This window comes from Nonomuraea sediminis, assembly GCF_018531495.1.
Lineage (GTDB): Bacteria > Actinomycetota > Actinomycetes > Streptosporangiales > Streptosporangiaceae > Nonomuraea > Nonomuraea sediminis.
In genome coordinates this window covers 244,962-269,708 of the sequence record NZ_JAHDTI010000014.1, presented here as the reverse complement: position 1 = coordinate 269,708, position 24,747 = coordinate 244,962, and the positions used below count along the sequence as shown (strand labels likewise).

Annotated in this window: 22 protein-coding genes; 9 read left to right on the top strand and 13 right to left on the bottom strand. The window is 70.9% G+C overall.

The genetic code is table 11. The features are described from left to right. The first annotated feature begins 62 nt into the window (after positions 1-62). Positions 63-2,978, top strand: coding sequence for an SCO7613 C-terminal domain-containing membrane protein (locus KIK09_RS45315; protein WP_214325734.1), 2,916 nt, complete (start codon positions 63-65; stop codon positions 2,976-2,978). A 22-nt stretch (positions 2,979-3,000) separates the two neighbouring features. Here KIK09_RS45315 and KIK09_RS45310 read toward each other — a convergent pair whose 3' ends face one another. The 6 genes from KIK09_RS45310 to KIK09_RS45285 form a co-directional block, all read right to left on the bottom strand. After that, positions 3,001-3,597: an FkbM family methyltransferase gene (locus KIK09_RS45310; RefSeq protein ID WP_214325733.1), complete on the bottom strand. Its 597-nt coding sequence runs from the start codon at positions 3,595-3,597 to the stop codon at positions 3,001-3,003. 92 nt (positions 3,598-3,689) lie between these two features. Beyond that, positions 3,690-4,850 (bottom strand): hypothetical protein, encoded by a 1,161-nt coding sequence (locus KIK09_RS45305; RefSeq protein WP_214325732.1) that lies wholly within the window; start codon positions 4,848-4,850, stop codon positions 3,690-3,692. A gap of 62 nt (positions 4,851-4,912) precedes the next feature. Then, complete coding sequence (locus KIK09_RS45300; RefSeq protein ID WP_214325731.1) at positions 4,913-6,106, bottom strand: SGNH/GDSL hydrolase family protein; 1,194 nt, start codon at positions 6,104-6,106, stop codon at positions 4,913-4,915. A 13-nt stretch (positions 6,107-6,119) separates the two neighbouring features. Next, on the bottom strand, positions 6,120-7,424 hold the full coding sequence (locus tag KIK09_RS45295) for an FAD-binding oxidoreductase (RefSeq protein ID WP_214325730.1): 1,305 nt from the start codon (positions 7,422-7,424) through the stop codon (positions 6,120-6,122). Between the two features lie 22 nt (positions 7,425-7,446). Beyond that, a complete protein-coding gene (locus KIK09_RS45290) occupies positions 7,447-8,151 on the bottom strand; it encodes an SDR family oxidoreductase (protein ID WP_214325729.1) in 705 nt (234 codons plus the stop codon). Next, on the bottom strand, positions 8,145-8,597 hold the full coding sequence (locus KIK09_RS45285) for a carboxymuconolactone decarboxylase family protein (protein WP_214325728.1): 453 nt from the start codon (positions 8,595-8,597) through the stop codon (positions 8,145-8,147). The genes KIK09_RS45290 and KIK09_RS45285 overlap by 7 nt, the downstream gene beginning before the upstream one ends. 142 nt (positions 8,598-8,739) lie before the next feature. On the opposite strand from KIK09_RS45285, the gene KIK09_RS45280 reads away from it, so the two are divergent. From KIK09_RS45280 to KIK09_RS45270, 3 genes are all read left to right on the top strand, one after another. Then, positions 8,740-11,481: an AfsR/SARP family transcriptional regulator gene (locus KIK09_RS45280; protein WP_214325727.1), complete on the top strand. Its 2,742-nt coding sequence runs from the start codon at positions 8,740-8,742 to the stop codon at positions 11,479-11,481. A gap of 241 nt (positions 11,482-11,722) precedes the next feature. Continuing rightward, positions 11,723-13,648, top strand: coding sequence for an elongation factor G (gene fusA / locus KIK09_RS45275; protein ID WP_214325726.1), 1,926 nt, complete (start codon positions 11,723-11,725; stop codon positions 13,646-13,648). 201 nt (positions 13,649-13,849) lie between these two features. Then, entirely contained in the window at positions 13,850-14,698 is an 849-nt protein-coding gene (locus KIK09_RS45270) for a S1 family peptidase (protein WP_214325725.1), read from the top strand. On the opposite strand, the gene sigJ is transcribed toward KIK09_RS45270, so the two are convergent. Further along, positions 14,676-15,611 carry an RNA polymerase sigma factor SigJ gene (sigJ, locus tag KIK09_RS45265; RefSeq protein ID WP_214325724.1) on the bottom strand — a complete coding sequence of 312 codons (936 nt, stop codon included), beginning with the start codon at positions 15,609-15,611 and terminating at the stop codon, positions 14,676-14,678. The two genes, KIK09_RS45270 and sigJ, sit on opposite strands and share 23 nt — an antisense overlap. Positions 15,612-15,760: 149 nt before the next feature. Between sigJ and KIK09_RS45260 the strand changes: the two genes are divergently transcribed. Together KIK09_RS45260 and KIK09_RS45255 are read left to right on the top strand one after the other, a co-directional pair. Further along, positions 15,761-16,159 carry a hypothetical protein gene (locus KIK09_RS45260; protein ID WP_214325723.1) on the top strand — a complete coding sequence of 133 codons (399 nt, stop codon included), beginning with the start codon at positions 15,761-15,763 and terminating at the stop codon, positions 16,157-16,159. Positions 16,160-16,201: 42 nt separating this feature from the next. Then, the gene (locus KIK09_RS45255; RefSeq protein WP_214325722.1) at positions 16,202-16,723 is read left to right on the top strand and encodes a carboxymuconolactone decarboxylase family protein; all 522 of its coding nucleotides are present in this window, start codon (positions 16,202-16,204) and stop codon (positions 16,721-16,723) included. Here KIK09_RS45255 and KIK09_RS45250 read toward each other — a convergent pair. Together KIK09_RS45250 and KIK09_RS45245 are read right to left on the bottom strand one after the other, a co-directional pair. Next, a complete protein-coding gene (locus KIK09_RS45250) occupies positions 16,702-16,989 on the bottom strand; it encodes a DUF1905 domain-containing protein (protein WP_214325721.1) in 288 nt (95 codons plus the stop codon). The two genes, KIK09_RS45255 and KIK09_RS45250, sit on opposite strands and share 22 nt — an antisense overlap. A 19-nt stretch (positions 16,990-17,008) precedes the next feature. Then, positions 17,009-18,076: a zinc-dependent alcohol dehydrogenase family protein gene (locus KIK09_RS45245; RefSeq protein WP_214325720.1), complete on the bottom strand. Its 1,068-nt coding sequence runs from the start codon at positions 18,074-18,076 to the stop codon at positions 17,009-17,011. Positions 18,077-18,344: 268 nt separating this feature from the next. Here KIK09_RS45245 and KIK09_RS45240 point away from each other — a divergent pair, with 268 nt between their 5' ends. After that, entirely contained in the window at positions 18,345-20,222 is a 1,878-nt protein-coding gene (locus KIK09_RS45240; protein ID WP_250574781.1) for a CASTOR/POLLUX-related putative ion channel, read from the top strand. A 9-nt stretch (positions 20,223-20,231) separates the two neighbouring features. On the opposite strand, the gene KIK09_RS45235 is transcribed toward KIK09_RS45240, so the two are convergent. From KIK09_RS45235 to wrbA, 4 genes are all read right to left on the bottom strand, one after another. Beyond that, positions 20,232-20,735, bottom strand: a complete 504-nt coding sequence (locus tag KIK09_RS45235; protein ID WP_214325718.1) for a DUF3995 domain-containing protein — start codon at positions 20,733-20,735, stop codon at positions 20,232-20,234. Between the two features lie 95 nt (positions 20,736-20,830). Next, entirely contained in the window at positions 20,831-21,295 is a 465-nt protein-coding gene (locus KIK09_RS45230; protein ID WP_214325717.1) for a spore-associated protein A, read from the bottom strand. A 122-nt stretch (positions 21,296-21,417) separates the two neighbouring features. Then, positions 21,418-22,812, bottom strand: coding sequence for an MFS transporter (locus KIK09_RS45225; protein ID WP_308164692.1), 1,395 nt, complete (start codon positions 22,810-22,812; stop codon positions 21,418-21,420). Between the two features lie 29 nt (positions 22,813-22,841). Continuing rightward, positions 22,842-23,507, bottom strand: a complete 666-nt coding sequence (wrbA, locus tag KIK09_RS45220) for an NAD(P)H:quinone oxidoreductase (protein WP_214325716.1) — start codon at positions 23,505-23,507, stop codon at positions 22,842-22,844. A gap of 78 nt (positions 23,508-23,585) precedes the next feature. Between wrbA and KIK09_RS45215 the strand changes: the two genes are divergently transcribed. Next, the gene (locus tag KIK09_RS45215) at positions 23,586-24,035 is read left to right on the top strand and encodes a MarR family winged helix-turn-helix transcriptional regulator (RefSeq protein WP_308164691.1); all 450 of its coding nucleotides are present in this window, start codon (positions 23,586-23,588) and stop codon (positions 24,033-24,035) included. A 175-nt stretch (positions 24,036-24,210) separates the two neighbouring features. After that, complete coding sequence (locus KIK09_RS45210) at positions 24,211-24,747, top strand: hypothetical protein (RefSeq protein WP_214325715.1); 537 nt, start codon at positions 24,211-24,213, stop codon at positions 24,745-24,747.

Genomic DNA, 24,747 nt, shown 5'->3' with positions numbered 1-24,747 from the left:
TAGGTGCGGCTGAGTAGGTGAACGCAGGCGGTGGTGAGCGCCGAGACGGCATTCTTCTGCCCATGCATGTGAATTGTCCCGAGTGCGGGCTCGGGCTGGGAGGGCCGGTCGCCGCCTGCCCCAGGTGCGGGTTGCCGTTGACCGGGCCCGTGGCGGCTGAGCTCTGGCAGGTGGATCAGGAGCTCGCCGCCGTTCGGAGCCGGGTGGCGGGCTTGGAGGCTCGCCGTACCCATCTGCTGGGGTTGCTGCGGGTGGAGCGGGCCGCTCCGCCTGCCCCGATCGCGCAGGCAGGCGCTCCCCGGCAGGCGGCCGCCACGGAGGTGTCGCGGTGGGTCGTGCAGAACGTGCTGCTCGTGCTCGGTGGGCTGCTGCTGACCGTGGCGGCGATCGTGTTCACCGTGGTGAGCTGGGGGCACCTGGGCATCGGCGGCCGGGCGGCGATCCTGGGCGGGATCACCGCGGTCACGCTGGCCGTACCCGCACTCCCGTTCAGGCGCGGCCTGACGGCGACCGCCGAGACGGTCGCGGTGCTGGGGCTGGCGCTGATAGGGCTGGACGGCTACGCCGCGCACCAGATCGGGCTGTTCGGCGACGTGGCCGGGGACGCGTACGCCGCCGGAGTGGTGGCGGTCGTCGCGCTGGCCGCGGCGGGATACGGCAGGGTGCTGCCGCTGCGGATACCGCCGCCTGTGGCGGTCGTGCTGGCGCAGGTGCCGTTGCCGCTGGCGTTCAACGACACGGCGCCGCAGATCATGGCCGCCTTCACCGGGACCGTGGCGCTCGACGTGGCGGTCTGGGTGTGGGTGAAGCGGCGGGAGCTGCGGATCACCGCCACCTGCTGTCTGGCGCTGTCGTCGGCGGCCGCGCTGTTCGTGGGGGCTGTCGACTCGGTGGTCGGGGACACGGTTTTCGCCATGTCCGGGCTGCTGGGAGTGCTCGCCGGGTTTGGGATCTTCGTCGCTCTCCGGGAGGCGGGCTCGGCTCGGGTGGTGCCGGTCGGGGTGGCGGTGGTGGCGCTGACATTCGCGGTGGGATCGCCGGTTCGTCCGGCTCTGCCGTACGCCTGGCAGGTGCTGCCGTACCCGATCGCCGCCCTGGTCGTGGGGGTCGGTGGGCTGCTGCTGGCCGAGCGGTTACGGAACGCCTGGATGGCCTTCGGGGCGGGGGCGGCCTTCCTGGGGATGCTGCCGTACGTGCCGCCTGTGGTGTTTGCCTTTTGCGGGCCTTTCACCAATCTCGCGGGGGTGTGGGACAGGACGCCTTGGGCTCCTGTGGGGCTCGCCGCTGTGCGACCCGGCTCGGTGGTGCTCATGGTGTTCGCGGTGGTCTGCGGGGCTTTCGCGTGGCGGTATCGGCGGTGGGGGCCGGCGGGGGTGCTCGGCCTTGGATCGCTGGCGCTGGTCGTGGGGCCTTCCGCGTTCGGGCTCGGGTACGGCGGCGCCCTCGCGGTCATCGTACTGCTGGCCGTACTGCTCAGCGTGGTCGCCATTCGGCACGCCGACGCCGCGTGGGCGGCGGGGACGGTCGCCGTGGTGGGGGTCGCGTGGGCGCTGGCCTTCCAGTCGGCCACCTATGCGACGTTGGCCGTGCTCCTGGTGACGTGGAGTGTTCTGTACCGGCGGCCTGCCGCGCTCGCCGGGGCCGCGCTGAGTGGTGGCGGGCTGGTCTGGGCGGTGCTCGGGGGGTTCGGACTGCGGGTGCTGGACTCCTGCGCGGTGGGGTTCGCCGTCGCCGGGGTGCTCGCCCTGCTCGGGGCGTACGGCCTGCGCCGTCGGCCTCCGGCTGCCCGGGGAGCCGGGGTGTTGGCCGGGTGGCTCGCGGGGGCCTCCGTGCTGCCGGTGCTCGATGTGGTCGCCCGGGCGTTGACCGCCGTGGATCCGGTGTTCCAGCCGTGGCGGGGTGCGCGTGCCCTTGGAGTGCAGCGGCCGCTGGTGCTGGTGGCGTTGGGGATCGCCGTTGTGGTGCTCGTGGCTCTGCCGCGGTTCCGTGCGCGGGTCGCCGTCCTGGTGGGAGGTCTGGGGTTGCTGCTGGCGGTGGCCCCGGTGGCGGTCCGCATGCCGTACCCGGTGGTCGTGGTCCTGCTCGTCGTCGGGGCCGCGGCGGCGGCTTGGGTGGCGTCCAGCCATCCGGTGGATCAAGTTTCTGCCGGTCAGGAGCGTCGAGGGCTGATCGGTGTGGGTCCGGATGGGCCTGGGGTGCGGGTGGTCGCCGGGGTCGTGGGTGGCTGGCTCGGGGTGCTCGCCGTGGGGGCCGGATTGTCGGAGCGCTGGGCTACCTTGGCCGTGTTGCCCGCGCTGGCTCTGATCGCGGGCGCGACATCGGCGTTCGGCAGAGGGCGGGCGCTGGGGGTGACGCTGGCCGCGATTCTGGCGGCCGGTGAGGTGGCGGCCGTGGCGCAGGCGTCGGGGCTGCGCGCGGCGAGCCTGGTCAGCGCGACGGCCGGGGTGATCGCGGTAGCGGCGGGCGTGTGGCGGAAGCAGCGGAAGATCGGCTACCTGGGGATGGGGTTCCTGCTGGTCGCGTCCTGGGTGCGGTTGTGGGCCGAGCACGTGGAGGTGATCGAGGCCTATACGGTGCCGTTCTCCGTCGCGCTGCTCGGGATCGGGTGGTGGCGGACGAGAGGGGAGGAGGTGTCGTCCTGGCGGGCGTACGGCACTGGGCTGCTCTTCAGCTTCGGCCCGAGCCTGCTTGCGGAGCCGACGCCGTGGCGTTCGGTGCTGCTGGGGGCGGTGGCGCTTGCAGTCACGGTCGCCGGGGCTCGCGCCCGGCTGCAGGCGCCGGTGGTGCTCGGCGGGCTGACGCTGGCCGCGGTGGCGGTCCGCGAACTGGCACCCCCGATCGCCGAACTGGTCAGCGCCATGCCCCGGTGGATCCCCATCGCCGTGGGCGGCCTACTCCTCCTGGTGATCGGCGCCACCTACGAGTCCCGCAAACGCGACATACTCCGCCTCAAAACCGCCGTCACCAACCTCCGCTGACCCATCGAATGCAGGATCGGCTCTACGGGTGAGGAATGGTGAACAGGTAGTTGCGTAGGTGGGGGCTGACCTTGTTCGTGGGGATCCAGTGGTTGCGCCAGACGTGCATGGTATAGCCGCGGTCGATCAGGGAGGTCGTCACCTGCGTCGAGGTTCGGCCGTACTTGGCCAGGTGGCGGTCCTCGATCTCGAGGAGGAGGGTGGGGCGGTGTTGGTCGAGCGTCCACTCTGCTCCTTTGAGGACCTCTGCTTCGAAACCTTCCACGTCTATCTTCATGAAGTCCACCCGGGAGATCTCCCGGAGCTCGCAGATCCGGTCGACCGTGTATACGGGCACCTCGAGCGTTCTGGTGGCGGGGAAGCGGCCGGGGTGCTTCAGGCCGTGCTGGAGGTGTGCCCAGCCGTGAATGGGCAGGCCGAGACGGTAGGGGAGTCGTAGCTTCTCCCAGCCGGTCGACGAGCCGAGGGCGGCGTTGGTGAGCCGTATGTTTCGTGCGCCCGACATGCGCCGGCCGGCGTCCAGGATCCGATAGTGCAGGGGGAGCGGTTCGAAGCTGTGCACCTGGCCGGTCCGGCCGACGAGGTGGGCCAGCGGTGCCGGATACGGCGCCGTCGTCAACAACCAGTGGTTCGGGTCGACGGCGTCCTCGCACTACGCGGTGGTGCTGACGGTCTCGCAGTTCTAGCCACCGTGCGGGAACGAGGGCGCCCTCAGGGACTCTTCGCCACGACCTCGCGCATGAGCCGCCCGGTGAGGACCGTCAAGGCGGTGTGCATGCCGATGATGAAGATGTTGATCCGGTGGCCGGTGACCTGCGTGAGGGTCCAGGCCTGGGGGTTGACCTTGGCGAGGCCCGCCAGCATGAGGAGCACGACCACCTCCGCGACGGTCATGGCGAAGGCGATCTTCTGCAGGCGTTCCATCGCCTTGACCGCATGGATCAGGGCGACCGCCCGGCCTGCCGCCGCGTCGGCGGCGTGGATGCCCGAGGTGACGAAGTCCCTGATCTTCCTGTCCGCCACGTCCCTGACGTCGCTGTGCCAGGCGGCGGCCAGCGCCTGCCTGCCCATCGGGTCGCCGGCGCCGAACAGTGCGCTGAGTTCGAGGGCGGCGTCGGCCCAGCCGTGGATGACCTTGTCGACGGCGGCGTCGCTGGGAACGTAGGTGGAGAGCCACAGCAGGTAGGACATGCCCACCGCGACGCAGGCGCCGCTGGCGATCTTCAGCAGCGTCGTGGTGCGCGCGCTCAGGCGCTCCAGGTCGGTCACCAGCTCCGCCTTCGGCACCGGGGAACCGTCCAGCCCGGTGGCATCCATGAAGACCGTCCGGCGTCCGACCTGGCCGGAGAGCCTCCCGATCAGACGCGCGTCCCGTTCGTCGAGCAGCTTCAGTACGCCCTTGACGGTCTGCTGGTCATTGTCCAGCCGGTACCACGACCCGGCCGCGTAGACGAGGCCGGGCGCTGTTCCGTACGAGGTCCACCTGGGCGGGAAGTCGGCCTTGAGGTCGCCCCGCAGGTCCTCGCGCAGCCCTGCCTCGAGGATCGGGTCGTCCTGCGCGGGGGCGCGTCCGGCGAGTGCGAGCAGTGCCTGGACGGTGGCGTCGTCGGCCTGGATGTAGCGGTCGGCGGTGCCCTTGATCCTCTCCGCGATCTCCTCGGCGGAGTTCGCGCTCGCGCCCAGCCCGTCGATGAACGACTGCGCGATCTCGTTGTGCTTGACCGCGGCGAAGTATCCGACCAGTCCCAGGCCGAGCGGCTCCAGCCGGAGATCGACGGACTGGAGCCGCTCGAGCCGCTCGCGCACCTCGTCGGCGTTCAGGCGGGCGTTCTTCAGCTGGGTGGCGTGGAAGGCGAGCGGGGCCTCGTTCATGTGGACAAACGTCCCATGGGATCCCCGATCGCCCGCACGTCGTGATCTCTTCGTGACGATCTTTACAGGGTGTGCAGGTCGACGGCGTCCGCCATGGCCTGGTAGCCGGCCGGGTTGGGGTGGAGGTGGTCTCCGCTGTCCAGATCCGGCCGGATCCGATCGGGGTCCGCTGGGTCGGCGACGGCGCGCTCGAAGTCGGCGACCGCGTCGAATTCGCCGCTGGTCCTGATCCAGGAGTTGACCGTGTCGCGGACGGCCTCGGGCTCGCCGGTGAACCCGGCGGGCAGGATGGTGCCGCCGACGATCCGGACGCCTCGCGCGTGGGCGTCGCGGATGAGCCGCCGGTACCCGGCGATCAGGTCGTCGGCGCCGACCTTGACCGCGGGTGTGGTGCAGGGAGTGGGGTCCTGGAGGCCCAGCAGGATGTCGTTGATGCCCTCCAGCACGACCACGGTCTTGACGCCTGGCTGGTCGAGCACGTCCCAGCGGAATCGCGTCAGTCCCCGCTCGCCCAGGCAGGCCGAGTCGTTGAGCAGGCGATTGCCGGCGATGCCGAGGTTGAGCACCGGCCGCCGCCCGCTCAGCCTGCGGGCCAGCGCGTCCGGGTAGCGGTTGTCGGCGTCCAGGGTGGCACCGTACCCGTCGGTGATGGAGTCGCCGAAGGTCGCCACCGCGTCGCCGTCGCCGCGCACGTCCACGCCGGACAGGTAGAACCAGGAGCTGTTGGTCTCGGCGAAGGCGCCCGCTCCCGCGTCTCGGGTGTGGTCGCCGGAGGCCCGGTAGGTGGTGGCCTGGGCAACGCTGTGATAGGTGGACGGGCCGGTGTCGCCCTGGAAGTACAGCGTCACCGTCAGCCGCTCACCTGGGTTGACCGCCAGCCGTACGGGATCGCTGGCGGCGTGCCCGCCGGTGGGGATGTCGACGGAGGCGGAGTGCGCGAAGGTCAGCGTCCGGAGCGTGCCCGCCTGCACGGCGGCGCCCGTGCCGGCCTTGCCCACGCTCGCGCCGGTCAGCCGGAGAGGGGTGCCGCCGTAGGCGTTGGACAGCCGGATCCGGACCGTCGAGCCGCCGGCGGTGACCCGGACGGCCTGCCGTACGGAATGGTTGGCGAAACCCTTCTCCGCCCAGGTGGGATACCAGACGTCGGGCGACGGCTGCTGGACGGCGGTCGCCCACCCTGCGGTCCAGCAGGTGGCGGGAGCCGGTGCCGCCGTCAGGGCGGCGATCAGCGCGGCGGCGGTCGCGATTTTCAACATGTGGCTACTCCGTTCAACCCAGGACGGGGAAGTTGGCGCGGAACACGCCGTAGGGATCGCGCAGGCGCTTGATCTCGCGCAGCCTGCCGAGCGTGTCGGAGGGGAAGGCCTGGGCGGCGCTGTCCCCCGGCGCGAGGAAGGTGTACGGCTTGCGCCCGCTGACCGCCTGGCCGAGCGCCTCGACGAGGGCGGCCTGCTTGGCCTGCACCGCATCGGTGAGGTGGGGGAGCCGCAGGCCGAGCAGGTAGAGCATGTACGGCTCGGCCAGGGCGCCACCAGCGCCGCCGGCGGGATCGGTCTCGGCCAGCGCCCCGCCCAGATGACGGACCTGGAGGTTCAGCAGCGGCGCGAGGTCAGTGCCGGCGAGCGTGTCGAGCGTCGCCTCGTCCAGGCCGGTCAGCAGTTCGGTGCGGGCCAGCATCGGGCTGGGCTCGATGGGCTCCGCCGCGATCGTGCCCAGGTCGGCGAGGTCCATCAGGCCGCGGCTGTCGGAGAGGCTGCCGCCGATGCCGTCGAAGGCGGCAAGCAGCGCCTTGGCCTCGGCATCCTCGCCGAGGTAGGTCACGTCCACGGAGACCATCGCCGGGGCGGGCGGCGGCGGGGCCATGCGGTTGATCCACAGTGAAAGCTCGCGTGGCGCGTTCGCGGTGACCTGGCGGAAGGCGTCGAACACCTCGGCGGCGCGGGCCGCGGGCCAGACGATCCGCCCGCCGTACACGCTGGGTGCCGGGTGCAGCGCCAGCTCGATCGAGGTGATCAGCGCGTAGTCGCCGCCGCCACCGCGCAGCGCCCAGAACAGCTCGGCGTCGGATTCGCCGGTGACCCGCACGATCTGCCCGTCCGCGTCGACGATCTCGAAGGCGCGCACCGAGTCGGCCGCCCAGCCGTGCCTGCGGCCGAACCAGGAGACGCCGCCGCCGGCCAGGAACCCGGCCACCGTCACGGCCGGGCTGCTGCCGGCCATCCCGGTGAGGCCGTGCTTGCCGGTCTCGGCCAGCACCCGGCCCCAGGGCACCCCGGCGCCGACCCGGGCGACGCGCGCCTCCGCGTCGACCTCCACCCAGTCCAGACGGGCGGTGCGCAGCAGGATCACGCCCTGCACATCGCCCGAGGCGCCGTGGCCCGACGGCTGGGCGGTGACGGTCAGCCCGGCTTCGCGGGCGTACCGCACCAGCGCCGCCGCGTCCGCGGCGTCCTCGGCCTCCACCACGGCGGCCACCGGCTGGTGCACGCCCACCGCCCACGGGCGGGCCGCGTCGTCGAACCCGTCCTCGCCGGGAAGCAGCACGCGCCCCCGGACGGCGTTACGCAGATCCATAGCTGTTGTCTCCTTCAGGGGATTACCAGGGAAGAGGGCCTTCGTGCTGCACGAAGGTGGCGGTGGGGCCGTCGGCGTCCAGCAGGGCCATCGCGACGATCGGCGCCGCGCCGTCTTCGGGGGTCTTGATGCCCGTGTTGTGGTTGATGTCGGTCTTGACCCAGCCCGGGTCGACCGTGTTGACCTTGATCGGGGTGTCCCACAGCTCCTTGGCGTAGGACACGGTGATCATGTTGAGGGCGGCCTTGGAGGAGCAGTAGACCAGGTTGAGCATCGGCCACAGCGGATGGTCCCGGTCCAGGGCGCGCCCGAACGAGCCGCGTTCGCTGGAGACGTTGACGATGCGCCCGGCGGGTGACAGGCGCAGCAGCGGCAGCATCGCGTTGGTGATCTCGATGACGCCGAACACGTTCGTCTCGTAGACCTGGCGGGCCTCCGCGGTCGTGCTCCGGCTGGGCAGCCCGTCGTCGAAGGTGATCCCGGCGTTGTTGACCAGGATGTCGAGCTTGCCGTACTCCTGCTCGATCCGGCTCGCCGCGGCTCGGATGCTCGCCGCATCGGTCACATCGAGCCGCACGTACGGCAGGCCGAGCCGCTCGCCCGCGGCCCGCCCCCGCTCCTCGTCACGGGCACCGATGATCGCGGTGACGCCCGACTCGCCGAGCAGGCGGGCGACCTCGAAGCCGATGCCCTTGTTCGCTCCCGTGACGAGCGCGACCGCTACCATGCCGCACCCGCGATCTGCCGGGTGGTGGCGTTCAGCCGGTTCCACAGGTTGACGGTGGCGATCCGCATGATCAGCGCGGCGAGCTCGGTCTCGGAGTAGTGGTCGGCGGCCTCGTCCCACACCTCGTCGCTGACCTGGCCGCCGTCGGCGATCCGGGTGACCTGCTCGGTCAGTGCCAGGGCGGCGCGCTCGGCGTCGGTGAAGTACGGCGCCTCGCGCCAGGCCGCCACGGCGAACAGCCTCTCGTCGCTCTCACCCTCCTTGCGCAGGTCCTTGGCGTGCATGTCGACGCAGACGCTGCAGCTGTTGATCTGGCTGGCCCTGAGCAGCACGAGGTCCACGGTGACCTTGGGTAGCCCGGCCTGCTCGGTGGTCTTGTCCACCGCCATGAGCGCCTTCATGGCGCCGGGGAGGACGAGGGCGGGGTTCTTCATCCGTGCCTGCATGGGAACGTCTCCTCATGGGTGGTGATCGCCTGATGTGACCAGCATGGGGAGGGCCGTTAATACGATCGCGATGCGATGCCTATGCATCGCCGATGGCTCTGTTGTTCATCCGCCAGCAAAGGGGCATATGTAGGATTCGCGGATGGATGTCGGGTTCGCGATCCTGGGCCCCGTCGAGGTGTCAGCCGGCGGCCGATCGCTTCCCGCCCTGGCACCGCGTCACCGCGCGTTCCTGGGCTACCTGCTGCTGCACGCAGGCGTCGTGCTGAGCGTCGATCGGCTCAGCGACGCGATGTGGGGGCCGACGCCGCCGGACACCGCCCGGGCCCAGGTGCACGCCGCGCTGACCGCGATCCGGCGCACGCTGCGCGCCGCGGACGCGGCATACCTGGTGCAGACCCGGCCGGCCGGTTACGTGATCACCCCGGAGTCCGGGCAGCTGGACCTGCGGGAGTTCACCGCCCTGGTGACCGCCGCCCAGGCCGAGGCCGATCCCGAACTGGCCGGCGGGCACCTGCGTGCCGCCCTGGCGCTGTGGCGCGGACCGGCACTGACCGGCATCCAGGCCGACTACGCGGAAAGCGCCCGGGCCCGGCTGGAGGATCAGCGGCTGGCCGCGATCGAGCGGCTGGCGGAGCTCGAATTCGCCGCGGGAAGGCACACGCAGCTCATCGATCAGCTGACCGCCGAGCTGAGCGCGCATCCCTTACGGGAACGGCTCGCCGTACAGCTGATGCTGGCCCTGCACCGCGCCGGGCGCCAGGCCGACGCGCTGGCCGTCGGCCGTGACTACCGCCGCAGGCTCGCCGAGGAGCAGGGGCTGGATCCGGGACAGGCCTTCCAGGCCGCCGAGGCGACCGTCCTGCGCGGTGAGCCGCCCGCGGCGGCCGAACCGCCGGCTCCCGCCGCGGCCAGGCCTGTCGCGGCCTTCCTGCCCTACGACGTCGCCGACTTCGCCGGCCGTTCCGTCCAGGTGGAGGAGCTGTGCGAGCCCGGCTCACAGGCCGTGACCATCTCCGCGATCGACGGCATGGCCGGCATCGGCAAGACGGCACTGGCCGTCCACGTCGCGCACCGGCTCGCCGACCGCCACCCCGACGGTCAGCTCTTCATCGACCTGCACGCCCATACGGCGGGCCAGCGGCCGCTCCAGCCCGCGGAAGCGCTGGAGATGCTGTTGCGGCAGCTCGGCGTGCCGACGGAGCGCATCCCCGCGTCCATGACGGAAAGGGCCGCGCTGTGGCGAGCCGAGCTGGCCGGCCGCCGGGTGCTGCTGGTGCTGGACAACGCGACCGACGCCGCCCAGGTCCGGCCGCTGCTGCCCGGCACGTCGAACAGCCTGGTGATCATCACCAGCCGCCAGCGGCTCACCGACCTGGACGGCGCGCGGGCCCTGTCCATGGACGTGCTGCCCCTGCCCGACGCCGCCGCGCTGTTCACCGGCATCGTGGGCGAGCGCGCGGACACCGAGCCCGACGCGGTCGCTGAGGTCCTGCTGCTGTGCGGGTTCCTGCCGCTGGCCGTCCGCATCGCCGCCACCCGCCTGCGGCACCGGCCCCGCTGGAGCGTGGCCCATCTCGCCGAACGCCTGCGTGACGAGCGCCGCAGGCTCGCCGAGCTGGCCAGGTCGGAACGTGGTGTGGCGGCCGCGTTCACCCTGTCCTACCGCCAGCTCACCGCCGACCAGCAGCGGCTCTTCCGCCTGCTCGGGCTGCATCCCGGCCGCGACCTCGAGCCGTACGCGGCCGCCGCGCTCGCCGACCTCTCCGTCGAGTGCACCGAGGACCTGCTCGAGGACCTGCTGGACGCGCACATGCTCCAGCAGCGCGCCTTCGGCCGCTACGTCTTCCACGACCTGCTCCGCCAGTACGCCGCGCAGCTCGCGGCCGAGCAGGAGCCGCCGCACGTGGCGCACGCGGCGCTGACCCGGCTGCTCGACCACCAGCTGACCACGGCGGCGGCCGCCATGGACGTGCTCTACCCCGACAGCGCCCACCGGCGGCCGCGCATCGAGCGATCCGCGCCGCCGGTCCCCCTCCATGACGCCGCGCGGGCGCTGGCCTGGCTGGACGCAGAACGGGCCAACCTCGTCCTGGCCGCCGACCACGACGCGCCGCACACCTGCCTGCTGGCCACCACGCTGTACCGCTATCTCTACGACCACGCCCATCACGACGACGCCCTGGCCCTGTACGGCAAGGCCCTGCAGGCCGCCCGACGCCGCCAGGACCCGGCCGGCGAAGGGCGGGCGCTGACCGATCTCGGCTGGGTGCATCAGGTGCAGGGGAACCACGACGTCGCCCGTGAGCACTTCGACCGGGCGCTGGCCGCCTGCCGTACGGCGGAGGACCTGCGAGGTCAGGCGCGGGCGCTGGTCGGCCTGGGCAGGGTGGCCACCGACCACGAGCCGGCCAGGAAGGCGAACCTGCAGGCCCTGGAGCTGTTCCGGGAGATCGGCGACCGGTTCGGCGAGGCCGTGACGCTGGACTACCTCGGCATCGTCCACGAGCGGCTCGGCCAGTACGCGGACGCGGCCGACCTGCATCGCCAGGCGCTTGAGCTGTCCAGGGAGATCGGCAGCAGGGGCGGAGAGGCCGACGCACTGAACAACCTCGGGGCGGCCTGCGCCCGGCTGGGCCGGCACGCCGAGGCCCGCGACCATCTCGAGCAGGCGCTGGAGCTGTATCGACGCTTCGGCTACCGGCGCGGCGAGGCCACGGCGCTCAACAGCCTGGCCGAGGTCGCGGCCACCCTGGGCGACCCCGGCCAGGCCGTACGCCTGCACCATGCCGCTCTCGACCTGGCCGTGGAACTGAACAACCGGGGCGAGGAGCGACGCGCCCGCCAGGCCATCGCCCAGCTCCCGGCCACGTCGGAGCGCTGAAAACCCTTTTCGGGAATCACACCCGTGTGACTACACTCGCCACGACATTGCCCACCGTGGATGAGAGGAGCCCGCCATGCGGTACGGCGCCTCGCTGTCGCGGTTCGAGGTGATTCTGGTGTCTTCGCCGGCCCGGTGCCGGCTGCGCGCCCGGTGCTGGATGTCCTGACCACGCCCGCCGTACGGCGGAGCCTGGTCGCATCGCGCTGTCCCTTGCGGAATCCCCTGAAAAGGCAGTGCCATGAACGACGTCAGAAACCTCGGCATCCTCGCCCACGTCGATGCGGGCAAGACCACCGTGACCGAACGGATCCTCTTCCTCACAGGCGCCACCCACAAACGCGGTGAGGTCCACCACGGGACCACGGTCACCGACTTCGACCCGCAGGAGCGCGATCGCGGGATCACCATCTTCGCCGCCGCGGTGAGCTGCCTCTGGGCCGGTCACCGGCTCAACCTGATCGACACTCCCGGCCACGTCGACTTCTCCGACGAGGTGGAGCGCTCGCTGCGCGTCCTCGACGGGGCGGTCGCCGTCTTCGACGCGGTGGCCGGGGTCGAGCCGCAGAGCGAGTCGGTCTGGCGCCGGGCGGACCGCCACGGCGTGCCGCGCATCGCCTTCGTCAACAAGCTCGACCGCGTCGGCGCCGACCTCGACGCCGCCGTCGGCTCCATCCGCGATCGGTTACGCGTGACCCCGCTCGTGGTCCAGCTGCCGATCGGCGCGGAGGCCGGCTTCACCGGGGTCGTGGACCTGGTTCGCATGCGGGCGCTGACCTGGGCGGACGAGCTCGAGATCGGTCCCGTCCCCGAGGAGCTCGAGCAGGAGGCGGCACGACGGCGGCTGCTCCTGGAGGAGGCCGTGGCCGAGCTGCATCCTGCCGCCCTGGAGGAGTATCCGGGGATCTCTCCGGGGACGATGGAGGCCGCACTGCGCGACCTGACCCGCTCGGGCGCGGGCGTGGTGGTGCTGTGCGGGTCGGCCTACCGCAACCGCGGGATCGAGCCGCTGCTGGACGCGGTCGTGGCCTACCTGCCTCCACCGGAGACCGATCCGTCGGCACCGTTGGCGGCGCTGGTCTTCAAGATCAGGGAACGGCTGGCGTTCCTGCGCGTCTACTCGGGCACGCTGCGGAAGGGGATGGAGGTGCTGGATGCCGGGGCCGGCCGTACCGAGCGGGTCGGGCGCGTCCTGCGCGTCCAGGCCGGAAGGCACACCGAGGTCGAGCGTGCGGTGGCCGGCGACATCGTCGCCGTGGCCGGGGTCAAGGGCGTGCGCGCGGGGACGACCCTGTGCGATCCGTCGGCGCCCGTGCTCCTGGAACCTCCGGGCGCGGCCGAGCCCGTGGTCTCGGTGGCGGTGGAGGTGCGCAGGAGCACCGACATCGAACGGCTGGCCGGGGCGCTGACCAGGCTGGTGGAGGAGGATCCGTCGCTGGCGGTGCGCGCCGACCCCGAGGTCGGGCAGACGCTGCTGTCGGGGATGGGCGAGCTGCAGCTGGAGGTCGCGGTGGAGCGGATCCGTCGCGAGCACGGGCTGGAGCTGACCGTGGGCCGGCCGCAGGTGGCACACCGGGAGACCGTCGTGAGCGGGGTGAGCGGGCTGCTGTACCGCCACGTCAAGCAGGACGGCGGAGCCGGGCAGTTCGCTCATCTCGTCCTCGACGTGGTGCCGTCCGGCGACGGTTTCGCGTTCGGCTCGACCGTCACCGGTGGCCGGGTGCCGCGCGAGTACGTCCGCGCGGTGGAGGCCGGGTGCCGCGACGCGCTGGCGTCGGGGCCGCTGGGCGGGCACCCGGTGACCGGCCTGCGCGTCACGCTCACGGACGGGGCCACGCATCCGAAGGATTCCTCGGAACTGGCCTTCCGTACGGCGGGCCGCCTCGCCCTCGGCGAAGCGCTGCGTGCCTCGACGATGGCGTTGCTGGAACCGGTGGTCGAGGTCACGGTCACGGTCCCGGACGACGCCGTCGGCGCGGTGCTGGGTGACCTGGCCGCGCGGCGCGGGCACGTCTCCTCCTCGCTCGCCCGGGCGGGCGAGGTGGTGGTCACCGCCACGATGCCGCTGGCCCAGGTGTTCGGCTACGCCACCCGCCTGCGCAGCCGTACCCAGGGGCGCGGCACGTTCACGACCCGTCCCGCCGGCTACGCGCGGGTGGCGAGCTGAGCACCCCCGGTCGCCGGGCCGTCCAGCCCGGCGACCGGGGTCGTCACTCAAGGTCAAGGTGTCGGGAGCACTGAGAGTCGCAGGTACCCTGACCTACACTCGGCGCGTTGACCTGGCAAAACGCCGGCGCGCCGGCCGCAGGACGAGTCGTGGAGAGTTCAGGGAGACCCCCGGCCCGCACCTTCAACCGACTGGAGACGTGTGTTCAAGCGAAAAGTGGTGCTCGCCACCCTCATGGCCACCGGGCTCGCACTGGCCACCGCGACCACGGCCGCGGCGAGCACCGGCCGCCCCGCCATCATCGGCGGGCGGGACGCGACGGAGACCTACTCGTTCATGGTCTCCTTCCAGCTGAAGAAACTGCCCCAGCACCATTGCGGCGGTTCCCTCATCGCCCCCGACTGGGTGGTGACCGCCGCCCACTGCAAGGGGCTCATGAAGCCTGGCAAGACGCAGGTACGGGTCGGCTCGCTCGAGCGCGACAACGGCGGGGTGCTCACCACCGTCAAGCGCGTCGTCGTCCACCCCACCCACGAAGAGCTCGGGATGAGGGATGCGCCCAAGGACGACATCCTCCTGGTCCAGCTGGACCAGCGGGTCAACCTCGCGCCCATCCCCATCGCCGACGGCCCCGGCCAGGTTGGCGAGCCGACCCGCGTCATCGGCTGGGGCATGACCTGCGACGACACGGAGAATCCCGCCTGCGAGGACGGCCCGCGGCAGCTGCAGCAACTCGACACCGTACGCGTGCCCGACAGCCGGTGCTCCGAGCTCAACAGTGGCGAGGAGGTGTGCACCGGTGAGATCAACGGGCGCGCCGCCAGCGCCTGCAACGGCGACTCCGGCGGTCCGCAGATCCGCCGGGTGGGCAACCGCTGGGAGCTGATCGGCGCCACCTCGCGCGACGGCGACGACCTGGACGACCGCATGGACGGCAACGCCGGCTGCGCCACCAGCCCCGACGGCGGGCCGGGAGTGGGCGTCTGGACCGACGTGACCCACTACCGCCCCTGGATCACCGAGACCATCAAGGCGTACGGCGGCTCTTGATCACATCCTCCCCCGCCCAAGGCCGGAGCTTGTCGGGGTTGCGTACCGCCCAGATGTGCTTGATCCGGCCGCCGGTGAGGTCGAACGCGGCCACCGTCACGGTGACGCCGTCGTGCTGGGCCACCAGGCCGGGCTGGCCGTTGACCGTACGCTCCAGAATCGTCAGGCCGGGTGCCATGCCGGCGATGGCGAGGATGTAGCGGGCGACCTGCTCGCCGCCTTCGATCGGGCGGAGCCCGGCGCTGACCAGGCCGCCGCCGTCGACGATCGCGGTGGCGTCGGGGTCGAGGAGGCCGATGAGGGCGTCGATGTCCTTGGCCTCCCAGGCCTGCTTGAAGTCCCTGACGGTGCCGGCGTGCCGCGCCGTCGGCGCCGCGGGAGCCTGTGACGCGCGGATGCGGCGGCGGGCCGAGGAGGCCAGCTGGCGGCAGGCCGCCGGGGTACGGCCGACGACCTCGGCCACCTCGGCGAAGGCGTAGCCGAAGACGTCGTGCAGGATGAACGCGACGCGTTCTGCCGGGGTCATCGACTCGAGCACGACGAGGAAGGCCATGTTGATCGACTCGTCGAGGGTGACCCGGTCGGCCGGGTCGGCCGGCTGCCTGCTGACCCACTCCGTGGGTTCGGGCAGCGGCTCGGGGATCCATTCGCCGACGTAGCTCTCACGGCGGGCCCGCGCCGAGCCGAGCAGGTCCAGGCAGATGCGGCCGGCCACCTTCGTCAGCCAGGCGCCGGGGGAGTCGATGGCCTCCTGCTGCTCCCGGGTCATCGCGTACCAGCGGGCGTAGGTCTCCTGCACGGCATCCTCGGCCTCGGTCAGGGAGCCGAGCAGCCGGTAGGCGAGATTGATCAGCTGGCGCCGCTCGCTCATGATCGCGCTCAGGCCGTCTCCCGGCCCGGACTGGGTGGTCATGGTGTCCCCGACTTCCTTCTCGCATCTGCCCTCATCAGTACGACGAGACAGCACCTCGGAATGTGAGACCTCACATTTCGGGCGGCTGTTTCGTCGTACTGGTGAGACACCAGGTCGCAAGCCTCGAGACGGAGAAGGGAACACCTCCCATGCCCACACCCCCGACGACCAAGCAGGGCAACCTTACGCTGCTGCGCGTCGCGATCACCCTGCAGACCCTGGCCGTCTTCGTCGCGCCGATCACCGCCGGCCTGTTGCTGTCCGTGCCCAGCGGACGGGTACTGCACAGTGCCTCGGCGTACGGGGTGTTCACGGTGTCACTGCTGCACGTGGTCGCCGCGGTCCTGGCGTGGCGGCCGGGCGGCGGCTCGGCCCGGCCCATTCTGTACGCGGCCGGGTTCTTCGGGCTCACGCTGGCGCAGATCGCGCTGGGCATCGCGCACGTCAAGACCCTGCACGTCCCCCTGGGCGTCCTGCTGTTCGGCATGAGCGTCGTTCAGCTCGGCTGGGTCTGGGGCGGCCGTACTCGCGTGGCCGCCGCGGCGTGACGCCGCACATTCCAGCAGTCGTGTCGAAAGGAAGATCTCGCCATGTCCGCACCCGCTGAACAGGACGACCTCCGGTCGCGTCTGCCCGACCCCGCCCAGTTCTTCCCCGAACTGGGGACGATCGCGGTGGCCATCACCAAGGCCACCCGGAACGGTTCGATCCCGCACACCACCATCGGCCTCGTGCAGCTGCGTGCCGGGCAGATCGTCGGCAGCACCTACCACACCGTCCGGCAGACCGGCCTCCTCCGCAATGCCGGGGAGACGGAGGAACGCATCACCGCCGTGGCGTCATGGCGTGACGCCCCCTACTTCACCGACGCCGAACGGGTCGCGCTGGAGCTCGCGGAGGCCGTCCTGACCCCGAACCCGTCCGGGGAGCGCGTCCCCGACGAGCTCTACGCCAGGGCATCCGCCCACTACGACGACAAGGCGCTCTGGACGCTCACTCTGGCGATCTCCCAGATCTGCTTCTTCATCCCCGTCGCCCTCATCGCCAAGCCGATCCCCGGCAGGCCCCTCGGGAAGAACTACACGCCCGGTCAGACATCGACGGTCAGATGAACGGTCACCACTTCCCCCACGGCGAGCCCTTCGGCCTTCCGCACCGCCGCCTTCACGGGCACGAGGTAGTGCCCGTCCTGGGGGAACAGTGACGTCCTCCACCGGGTTTCCCGTATCCGAGCCGTCACCGGAATCATGCCCCAGCCGTAGCTGACCAGGGCGGCGGTCGTCTCCAGGTCGCGGCACTCGTCGTCGGGGACGGTGACGAAGTGCCACGGTGCCGGTCCCTTCCAGAACCACAGCTCGCCGCTGAACTCCACGTTCATCGACACAGGATAGGAGCCGTCAAACGCCTTCGCTCACCTGAACGATGATCTTGCCTCGCTGTGCGCCGGATCTCATCCGCGCATACGCCTCGCCGACCTCCGGGAGGTCGTGCACGCTGTCGATCACCGGGCGCCCGAAGGTGCCGTCGGCGATCCGCTCGAGGACCCACTCCACGCCCCGCCGGAGCCTGCCGGCGTCCCGCACCTCGTTGATGAGCGAGTAGCCGACCACACCCGCCCGCCTCTGCACCAGCGGCAGTATCGGGAAGGCGACGTCGTTGGTGCCCGACAGCCCGCCGTAGATGTAGGCGACGCCGTTCATCGCCATCGCCTCGACGTACTCGGCGATGAATCCGCCGCCGATCCCGTCGAGGACCAGGTCGGCCCCGTGGCCGTCGGTGGCGGCCAGCAGGGCGGGGGCGAACGCCTCTTCCTCGGTGGCGATCACCGCGTCGGCTCCCTGGTCGAGCAGGAAGTCGCGCTTGGCAGAGGTACGGCTCGACGTCACCACCGTGGCGCCCAGCGCCTTGGCGACCCGTATCGCGCCCAGCCCCGTCCCTCCCGACGCCGCGGTGATGAGCACGTAGGAGCCCTCGCCGATCGTGGACAGCTCCCGCATCGGGTAGTACGGCGTGAGGTACTGCATCCAGAATCCGGCCGCCTCCGCCGCCGACCATCCCTCGGGCCACGGCGTGGTGAACTCCTGGCGTGCGAGCGCGTACTCGTTCCCGCAGGAATACGGACCGTCCACGTTGGGGATCGTGCTCACGCGGTCGCCGGCCGAGAAACAGGTGACGCCCTCGCCGACCGCGTCGACGACGCCGCTGGCCTCGTATCCGATGCGCATCGGGAGGTCCGACGTCGAGTAGTGGCGTCCGGCCATCAGGAGCAGGTCGGCCTGGTTGAGGCCGTAAGCGGACACGCGGAGGCGGATCTCCCCCGGTCCAGGCTCGGGCCGCTCGATGTGCCGCACGACGAGACCCAGTTCGTCCGACCCGGGTTCGACCTGGTCGAAGAGCACGGCACGCATCAGAGGCGGCTGCTCAGGGGAGCGGTGGTCGGCGCGGTGCGGCTGCGATTCGGGCATTGCGGCCCTCCCTGGTGGTTCGGTGAGGCCTCATCAAAACAGGCGAGCGCCGCACGCGCAGGAGGCGATGTGCCCACCCGCCGCGCCCTGGCGGAGCAGTGTGCACCTTGAAGTGCCGTTGCAAGGGAGACGCAAGCGGAGGGAAAGCACCAACGCGACAATTGTTGCGACTGGTATCTTTATGGACCCCCGGTCGCCTCCTGTAGCTCTCGCGTTCATCTTTTACCGAGCAGATCCCAAGTGGCCGGGCCGACAGGACGGGGTGGTCATGGCCACACGGCGAGAACGTCTGCGCTACAAGTTCGACAACAGCATGTCGAAGGGCACGCCTGCCCTCATCGGCTGGCTCGCGCTGGTCACCGTCGTCATGGTCGTGGTGTTCGCGGTCCTGTCCATGCTCCTGGCCGACAAGGACGTGCACGACAGCTGGTACGTCGCGCTGTGGGGCAGCCTCATGCGGGCGATGGACGCGGGCACCATGGCGGGCGACAACGAGGGCAGCGCGATCTTCACGGTCCTCGGCTTCGCCATCACGATCGGCGGCCTGCTCATCGTCTCCAGCCTGGTCGGCGTGCTCACCACCGGCCTGGACAACAAGCTGACCGACCTGCGCAAGGGGCGCTCGCGCATCGTCGAGGACCGGCACACGGTCCTGATCGGCTGGTCGGACCAGATCTTCACCATCATTCCCGAGCTGGTGCAGGCCAACGAGAGCGAGTCCAAGTCCTGCATCGCCATCCTCGGCGACCGCGACAAGCTGGAGATGGAGGAGGAACTGCGCACCCGGGTCGGGGACACCGGCAAGACCCGCGTGGTCGTCCGGAGCGGCAGCCCCATCGAGCCGACCGATCTCGACCTGCTGAGCCTGGACACCGCCCGCTCCGTCATCGTGCTGTCCCCGCAGGGCGAGGATCCTGACGCGCACGTCATCAAGACGCTGCTCGGGCTGACCAACCGGAACTGGCGCAGGCGGCGCCCGCCGATCATCGCCTCGGTCGCCGACACCAACAACCTGGAGGCCGCCGAGCTGGCCGGGGGCGGGTACGCGCAGGTGGTCGACACCGACGACATCGCCTCACGGCTCATCGTGCAGACCGCCCGTCAGTCGGGTCTGTCAGTGGTGTGCACCGACCTGCTCGACTACGGCGGCGACGAGATCTACATGCGCGCCGAGCCGAAGCTGACCGGATTCCCGTACGGTGAGGCGCTGTTCGCCTACGAGACCGCCTGCCTGATCGGGATCCGGCGCGGAGACGGGTCCGTGGTGCTGAACCCGCCGATGGACACCGTGATCCAGCAGGACGACGAGATGATCGTGGTGGCCGAGGACGACTCCACCATCCGGCTGGTGCGCAGCTTCCCGCCCGTCGTCCAGCAGGCGATCGCCCAGCCCGTACGGCAGGCCGTACCTCCCGAGCGCACGCTGCTGATCGGCTGGAACAGCCGAGCCGCGAAGATCGTCACCGAGGTCGACCAGTACGTGGCGCCCGGCTCCACGCTGGACATCGCGGCCGGCGGCATCGAGGACGGCGACCAGGTGGAACGGATGAAGGTCGGCCTGCGCAACCTGGCCGTCAACGTCAAGGAGTGCGACACCACCGCCAGGTTCACTCTGGAGGCGCTGGATCCAGGGGTGTTCGACCACATCATCGTGCTGTCCGACGACGGGCTGGACGCTCAGCACGCCGATTCGCGCACGCTGGTGACGCTGCTGCACCTGCGCGACATCGCCTCGCGCACGGGACAGCGCTTCCCGATCGTCAGCGAGATGAACGACGACCGCAACCGCCGCCTGGCCCAGGTGACCAAGGCCGACGACTTCGTGGTCAGCGACAAGCTGATCAGCCTGCTGATGACGCAGCTCTCGGAGAACCCGCACCTGGGCGCGGTGTTCCGCTACCTGTTCAACTCCGACGGCTCGGAGATCTACCTCAAGCCCGCCACGGACTACGTCCAGCCCGGGGTCACGGTCAGCTTCGCCACCCTGGTGGCCTCGGCCCGGATGCGCGGCGAGACCGCCATCGGCTACCGCCTGCAGGTCGAGTCGACGGCCCCGCCGAACTACGGCGTCGTCCTCAACCCCGGCAAATCCGACCAGGTCACGCTCGGCCGCCGCGACCTGGTCATCGTCCTCGCCGAGGACTGACCCGCCCGATCACGCGCCCCGCGTGGTGAGTGGCCGGCCGCCCACCGGTGTCGCGACGGCCGGGGTCGTCGTCCGGGTGGCGATGACCGCCGCGGTGAACAGGGCCAGGCACGCCGGTGTGTAGGCGAGCAGATTGAGCCAGTAGAACGGCGTCGAGGGGCTCGCTCCGATCCCGAACGCCCAGACGAGGCCCGCGAGGCCGCGGATGAGGATCCCGGTGGCGACCAGCAGCCCGCCCAGCCTTCTGACCCGGGCGGGAATCCGCCGGGCCGGCCAGGCAGGGCGGCCGACCGCCACCGCCATCAGTGCCGACGCGCACACTGCCGCTGTCAGCGGAACGAGAAGGACCCGCGGCGTGAACGGAAACACGACGTTGAGCACCGCCAGCGACAGCGACTCGGGGTCCTGCGCCGGCCAGGTGCTGCCGGTCATCCAGTACACATGCACCGCGGCGTCCGCCGCCAGCACCGCGGCCACCGCCATCCCCGCCCGCACGCGCGTCCGATCCCGCATGACTCTCGCCTCCTGATCGTGTGAGCTACCTTCACCACGAGAGAGGACGGGAACGGACCGGAGGTTCCCTGTGACGTCGATCACTACGAACCTGGTCAGCGGCCGCAGTGTCCCTTGGGGATGGTGGCCGCGTAGCTGGTGTTCGACGTGGTCGAGAAGGTGTAGCCGATCACCTCGACACACTTGCCGGCCGCACTGACACGCACCGGCCCGGCGTAGTACTTGAAGTCGCCGTTGTTCTCGTGGTGGGTGAAGTTGTCGCCGCTGCTGAAGACGAGCAGGTCCAACCCGGTGTCCGTGGCCGTCCCGACGGCCACGCCCTTGATCGTGACGGCGCAGTTGTATCCGTTGGAGTTGTTGTACAGCAGGTAGACCTTGCCACCCGTGGAGCCGTTCTGGTGGGTCAGCGTCCTGGAGTCGACGACGTGGTAGCCGGAGCCGCAGACCCCTTCCGGCGTGTAGGGATTGGCGGCGGCCTGAGCCTCGGGCGTCAGGACGCAGGCGGCGCCGACCACGGCGATGACTGCGGTGGCCTTGGCCAATGCGGCACGTATGGGCATGTGCGGTGAATCCTCCGGGGTCTAGATCATTGATGCACGGCGCCCGAAACGATCGCATACGGACTTTACGATCAAGGTTGCTAGCAGTAGACAAGTCAGTGAACGCGCCTGCGGGCCGGTGGTCAGACGCGTCGATGCCGGGGAAGCAGCATGCTGACCAGCGCGATGGCCAGGGCGAGGCCGGCCGCCAGGAGGAAGACCAGGTCGTAGCCCGCGGCGAGGGCGGTCGGGGAGGTCCCGCCGGACTCCGTCGCGGCGCCGGCGGCCGTCGCGAGTACCGCCAGGCCCACCGATCCGCCCACCTGACTGGCGGTGTTGGCCAGGCCGCCGATGATCCCCGCGTCGCTCCCGGCAGCGTCGGCGGTCGCCGCGGCCATGAGGGTGGGGAAGGTCAGCCCGATGCCGACCGCGATGAGCAGCGTGGGCCCGAGCACCCCGGTGAGGTAGCCGGTGTCGGCGTGGGCCTGGGCGAGCCAGCCGAACCCGGCCAGGAAACAGCCGGAGCCGGCCAGCACCAGGGGGCGCACGCCGGTTCGCGGCAGCCAGGCGGCGGAGAGCCGCGCGATCACCACGAACGTCACCGCCGCGGGTGTCTGGCCGAGGCCGGCTCGAAGCGCACTGTAGCCGAGGACGTTCTGCAGGAAGAGCGACGTGAAGTACCACATCGCGATGGCGATCCCGCCGAACAGCAGCAGCATGCCGTTGCCGACGGCCACCCTCCGGTTTCTGAACAGCCGCAGGGGCATCATCGGCTGGGCGGCGAAGCGCGCCTCCACCACGGTGAAGGCGACGAGCAGGAGCAGGCCCGCCACCACCGGCACGGCGACCTGCACGGACGTCCAGCCGTGGTCGGCGCTCTGCATGACCCCGTAGATCAGCGCGGCCAGCCCCGCCGTCCCCGTGACCGCGCCGGCCAGGTCGAGCGATTCCCGCCGGGCGGTGCGCGTGCCGTACAGCGACATCATGGCCACGGCGATCAGCACCGCGCCGATCGGTACGTTGATCAGGAAGACCCATCGCCACGACAGGCCGGTCGTGATGGCGCCGCCCGCGATCGCGCCGGCCATCCCGCCCACACCGCCCGAGGCGGACCACGCGCCGAAGGCCCGGGCACGCGCGCGCGCCTCGGTGAAGCCGGTGTTGATCACGGCCAGCGTCGCCGGGGCCAGCATGGCGGCGCCCGTGCCCTGCGCGACGCGGGCCGCCACCAGGACCTCAGGAGCGGTTGCCAGGCCGCCGACCAGGCTCGAGGCGGAGAACAGGAACAGGCCGGCGACCAGCGTCCTGCGATGGCCGAACAGGTCGGCGGCGCGGCCACCCAGCAGCATGAAGCCGGCGAAGGTGAGCAGGTAGCCGTTCACCACCCAGGCCAGGCCGGTGGCCGTGAAGCCGAGGTCCCGCTGGATCGAGGGCAGGGCGACGTTCACGATGGACGCGTCCAGGATCACCATGAACTGGCAGGCGCACGCCAGTGCCAGGACCATCCAGGAAGGGGTGCGGAGCTCGGTGGTCGTCACAAGCGTCTCCTCGGTGCTGAATGCCGGGGTCACGCGGTCTGGGAGGCTCGCGCGGCCCCGTTCCGCGGGGCGGTCCCCTCGGAGACGCGGCCGGCCTCCATCAGCCGGATCGTGATCTGGGCGAGCCGTCGTCCCTGGTACCTGGCCGCCTCCAGCGTGGCGGCGTCCGGGCCGTCTCCGGCCGGGCCGGTCACGAACGACGTGCCGTAGGGGTTGCCGCCTGAGGCGGACACGACCGGATCGGTGAACCCGGGCGGGACGATCAGCGATCCCCAGTGGTAGAAGACATTGCTCAGCGACAAGATCGTGGCCTCATTGCCGCCGTGCCGGTTGAACGCCGAGGTGAAGGCCGTCACCGGCTTGTCGGCCAGCTTCCCTTCCTGCCACAGCCCGCCGGCCTGGTCGATGAACTGCTTGAGCTGCGCGGCCGGCGTGCCGAACCGGGTCGGCGTCCCGAAGGCGAACGCATCGGCCCAGGCCAGGTCTTCGACCGAGGCGCGGGCGATCTCCGCTGTGGCGTCGGCGTGCCGCCGCCACAGCGGGTTCTGGTCGATCGTGCTGTCGGGCGCCAGCTCGGCGACCTGCCGCAGGCGCACCTCGACCCCGGCCGAGGCGGCGCCCTCGGCGACGGCCTGCGCGAGCGCGTGCACGCTTCCTGTCGCGCTGTAGTAGATGACGGCGACCTTCACGGTCATGTCAGCTCCCTCGATGCAAGGTAAGATTAGTTACGTGCATAATGTTATGCGCATAACTAATCCGTCAAGGAGGGGCCCGTGGACTTCGAGCAAGCCGACGCCATCAACCAGGCCATCCGTCTGCTGAGCCTGCGCCACCGGGCCAGGGCCGCGGCGCTGCTGGCCCCGCTCGGCCTGCATCCCGGCCAGGAGGCGCTGCTGCTCGAGCTCGCCCGGACCGGCCCGATGATCCAGGCTCAGCTCAGCGAGGCACTCGGCTGCGAGCCGCCCAGCGTCACGCTCATGACCCGCAAGCTCGAAGCCTCCGGTCACATCCGGCGTAAGCCCGCCCCCTCCGACAAGCGCGCCAGCGTCGTCGAGCTCACCGACGCGGGCCGGGCGCTGGCCGAGCAGGTCAAGCAGCTGTGGCGCGCCCTGGCGGAGGAGACCGTGACCGGCCTGCCCGCCCGGACCGTGGCGGAACTGCCCGGCATCCTCAACACCCTGACCGGCAACGTCGACACCAGGCGCGCCGGGCGTAAGTCGTGAGCCATCCCCAATGTTGGGGATTTCTCTGACCTCCTCGATTTTCCATCCTGAAATGGCCGCGGAATGGCCGCGGGGCAGGGGAAATTCCGGGAGGAAATCTCAAATGTCGCAATTCACCGCAGAAGAGGCAAATGGTGTGGCCGCAGCCCTCCGCGAATGGGATACCGCGTCCCACGTGCGCGCCTCCGTCGGGGCCTCGCTGCACATGCCGGAGTCGCCCGTCAAGGGCGGCCTCGGGCAGCGCGTCGCCGCCGCGTCCGGGGTCGGGCTGCCGGTGGCGATGGATGCCCAGATGCTCGGCCCCTGGAACGCCAGTATCGGGTTCAGGGACGGCGTGGCCGTGGGCGGCTGGGCCAACCTGGGCCTGAGCGACACCGGCTCGTGGAACTTCAGCGGGCACTTCCACGTGTCCGGCGCGATCAGCTACGACACGGCCTTCGTCTGGGTCGTCAAGGACGCCGTCGGCAACCTCTACACCTTCGGGCACACCGGACGGGTGCACGGCACCTTCGAGTCCGGCTCACGCGATGACGACTGGGGCCACTCCGAGATCAACACCTTCATGCACGACCACTGGGGCGACCTGTACCGCAGCTGGTCCTGGCACTGGGAGGCGAGGGTCAACGCCGACTTCGTGCCCTTCCTGGACGACATCATCAAGCTCGTAGCCGCGGGACAGGCGATCGGCAATGTGGTCAAGGTCTTCGTCTGA

What these genes read in the sequence shown, in the direction of transcription:
- KIK09_RS45315 (WP_214325734.1), top strand. Translation starts at nt 63, where the DNA reads ATGCATGTGAATTGTCCCGAGTGCGGGCTCGGGCTGGGAGGGCCGGTC.
- KIK09_RS45305 (WP_214325732.1), bottom strand. Translation starts at nt 4,850, where the DNA reads ATGAACGAGGCCCCGCTCGCCTTCCACGCCACCCAGCTGAAGAACGCC.
- KIK09_RS45300 (WP_214325731.1), bottom strand. Translation starts at nt 6,106, where the DNA reads ATGTTGAAAATCGCGACCGCCGCCGCGCTGATCGCCGCCCTGACGGCG.
- KIK09_RS45295 (WP_214325730.1), bottom strand. Translation starts at nt 7,424, where the DNA reads ATGGATCTGCGTAACGCCGTCCGGGGGCGCGTGCTGCTTCCCGGCGAG.
- KIK09_RS45290 (WP_214325729.1), bottom strand. Translation starts at nt 8,151, where the DNA reads ATGGTAGCGGTCGCGCTCGTCACGGGAGCGAACAAGGGCATCGGCTTC.
- KIK09_RS45285 (WP_214325728.1), bottom strand. Translation starts at nt 8,597, where the DNA reads ATGCAGGCACGGATGAAGAACCCCGCCCTCGTCCTCCCCGGCGCCATG.
- KIK09_RS45280 (WP_214325727.1), top strand. Translation starts at nt 8,740, where the DNA reads ATGGATGTCGGGTTCGCGATCCTGGGCCCCGTCGAGGTGTCAGCCGGC.
- fusA (WP_214325726.1), top strand. Translation starts at nt 11,723, where the DNA reads ATGAACGACGTCAGAAACCTCGGCATCCTCGCCCACGTCGATGCGGGC.
- sigJ (WP_214325724.1), bottom strand. Translation starts at nt 15,611, where the DNA reads ATGACCACCCAGTCCGGGCCGGGAGACGGCCTGAGCGCGATCATGAGC.
- KIK09_RS45260 (WP_214325723.1), top strand. Translation starts at nt 15,761, where the DNA reads ATGCCCACACCCCCGACGACCAAGCAGGGCAACCTTACGCTGCTGCGC.
- KIK09_RS45255 (WP_214325722.1), top strand. Translation starts at nt 16,202, where the DNA reads ATGTCCGCACCCGCTGAACAGGACGACCTCCGGTCGCGTCTGCCCGAC.
- KIK09_RS45250 (WP_214325721.1), bottom strand. Translation starts at nt 16,989, where the DNA reads ATGAACGTGGAGTTCAGCGGCGAGCTGTGGTTCTGGAAGGGACCGGCA.
- KIK09_RS45245 (WP_214325720.1), bottom strand. Translation starts at nt 18,076, where the DNA reads ATGCCCGAATCGCAGCCGCACCGCGCCGACCACCGCTCCCCTGAGCAG.
- KIK09_RS45240 (WP_250574781.1), top strand. Translation starts at nt 18,345, where the DNA reads ATGGCCACACGGCGAGAACGTCTGCGCTACAAGTTCGACAACAGCATG.
- KIK09_RS45235 (WP_214325718.1), bottom strand. Translation starts at nt 20,735, where the DNA reads ATGCGGGATCGGACGCGCGTGCGGGCGGGGATGGCGGTGGCCGCGGTG.
- KIK09_RS45230 (WP_214325717.1), bottom strand. Translation starts at nt 21,295, where the DNA reads ATGCCCATACGTGCCGCATTGGCCAAGGCCACCGCAGTCATCGCCGTG.
- wrbA (WP_214325716.1), bottom strand. Translation starts at nt 23,507, where the DNA reads ATGACCGTGAAGGTCGCCGTCATCTACTACAGCGCGACAGGAAGCGTG.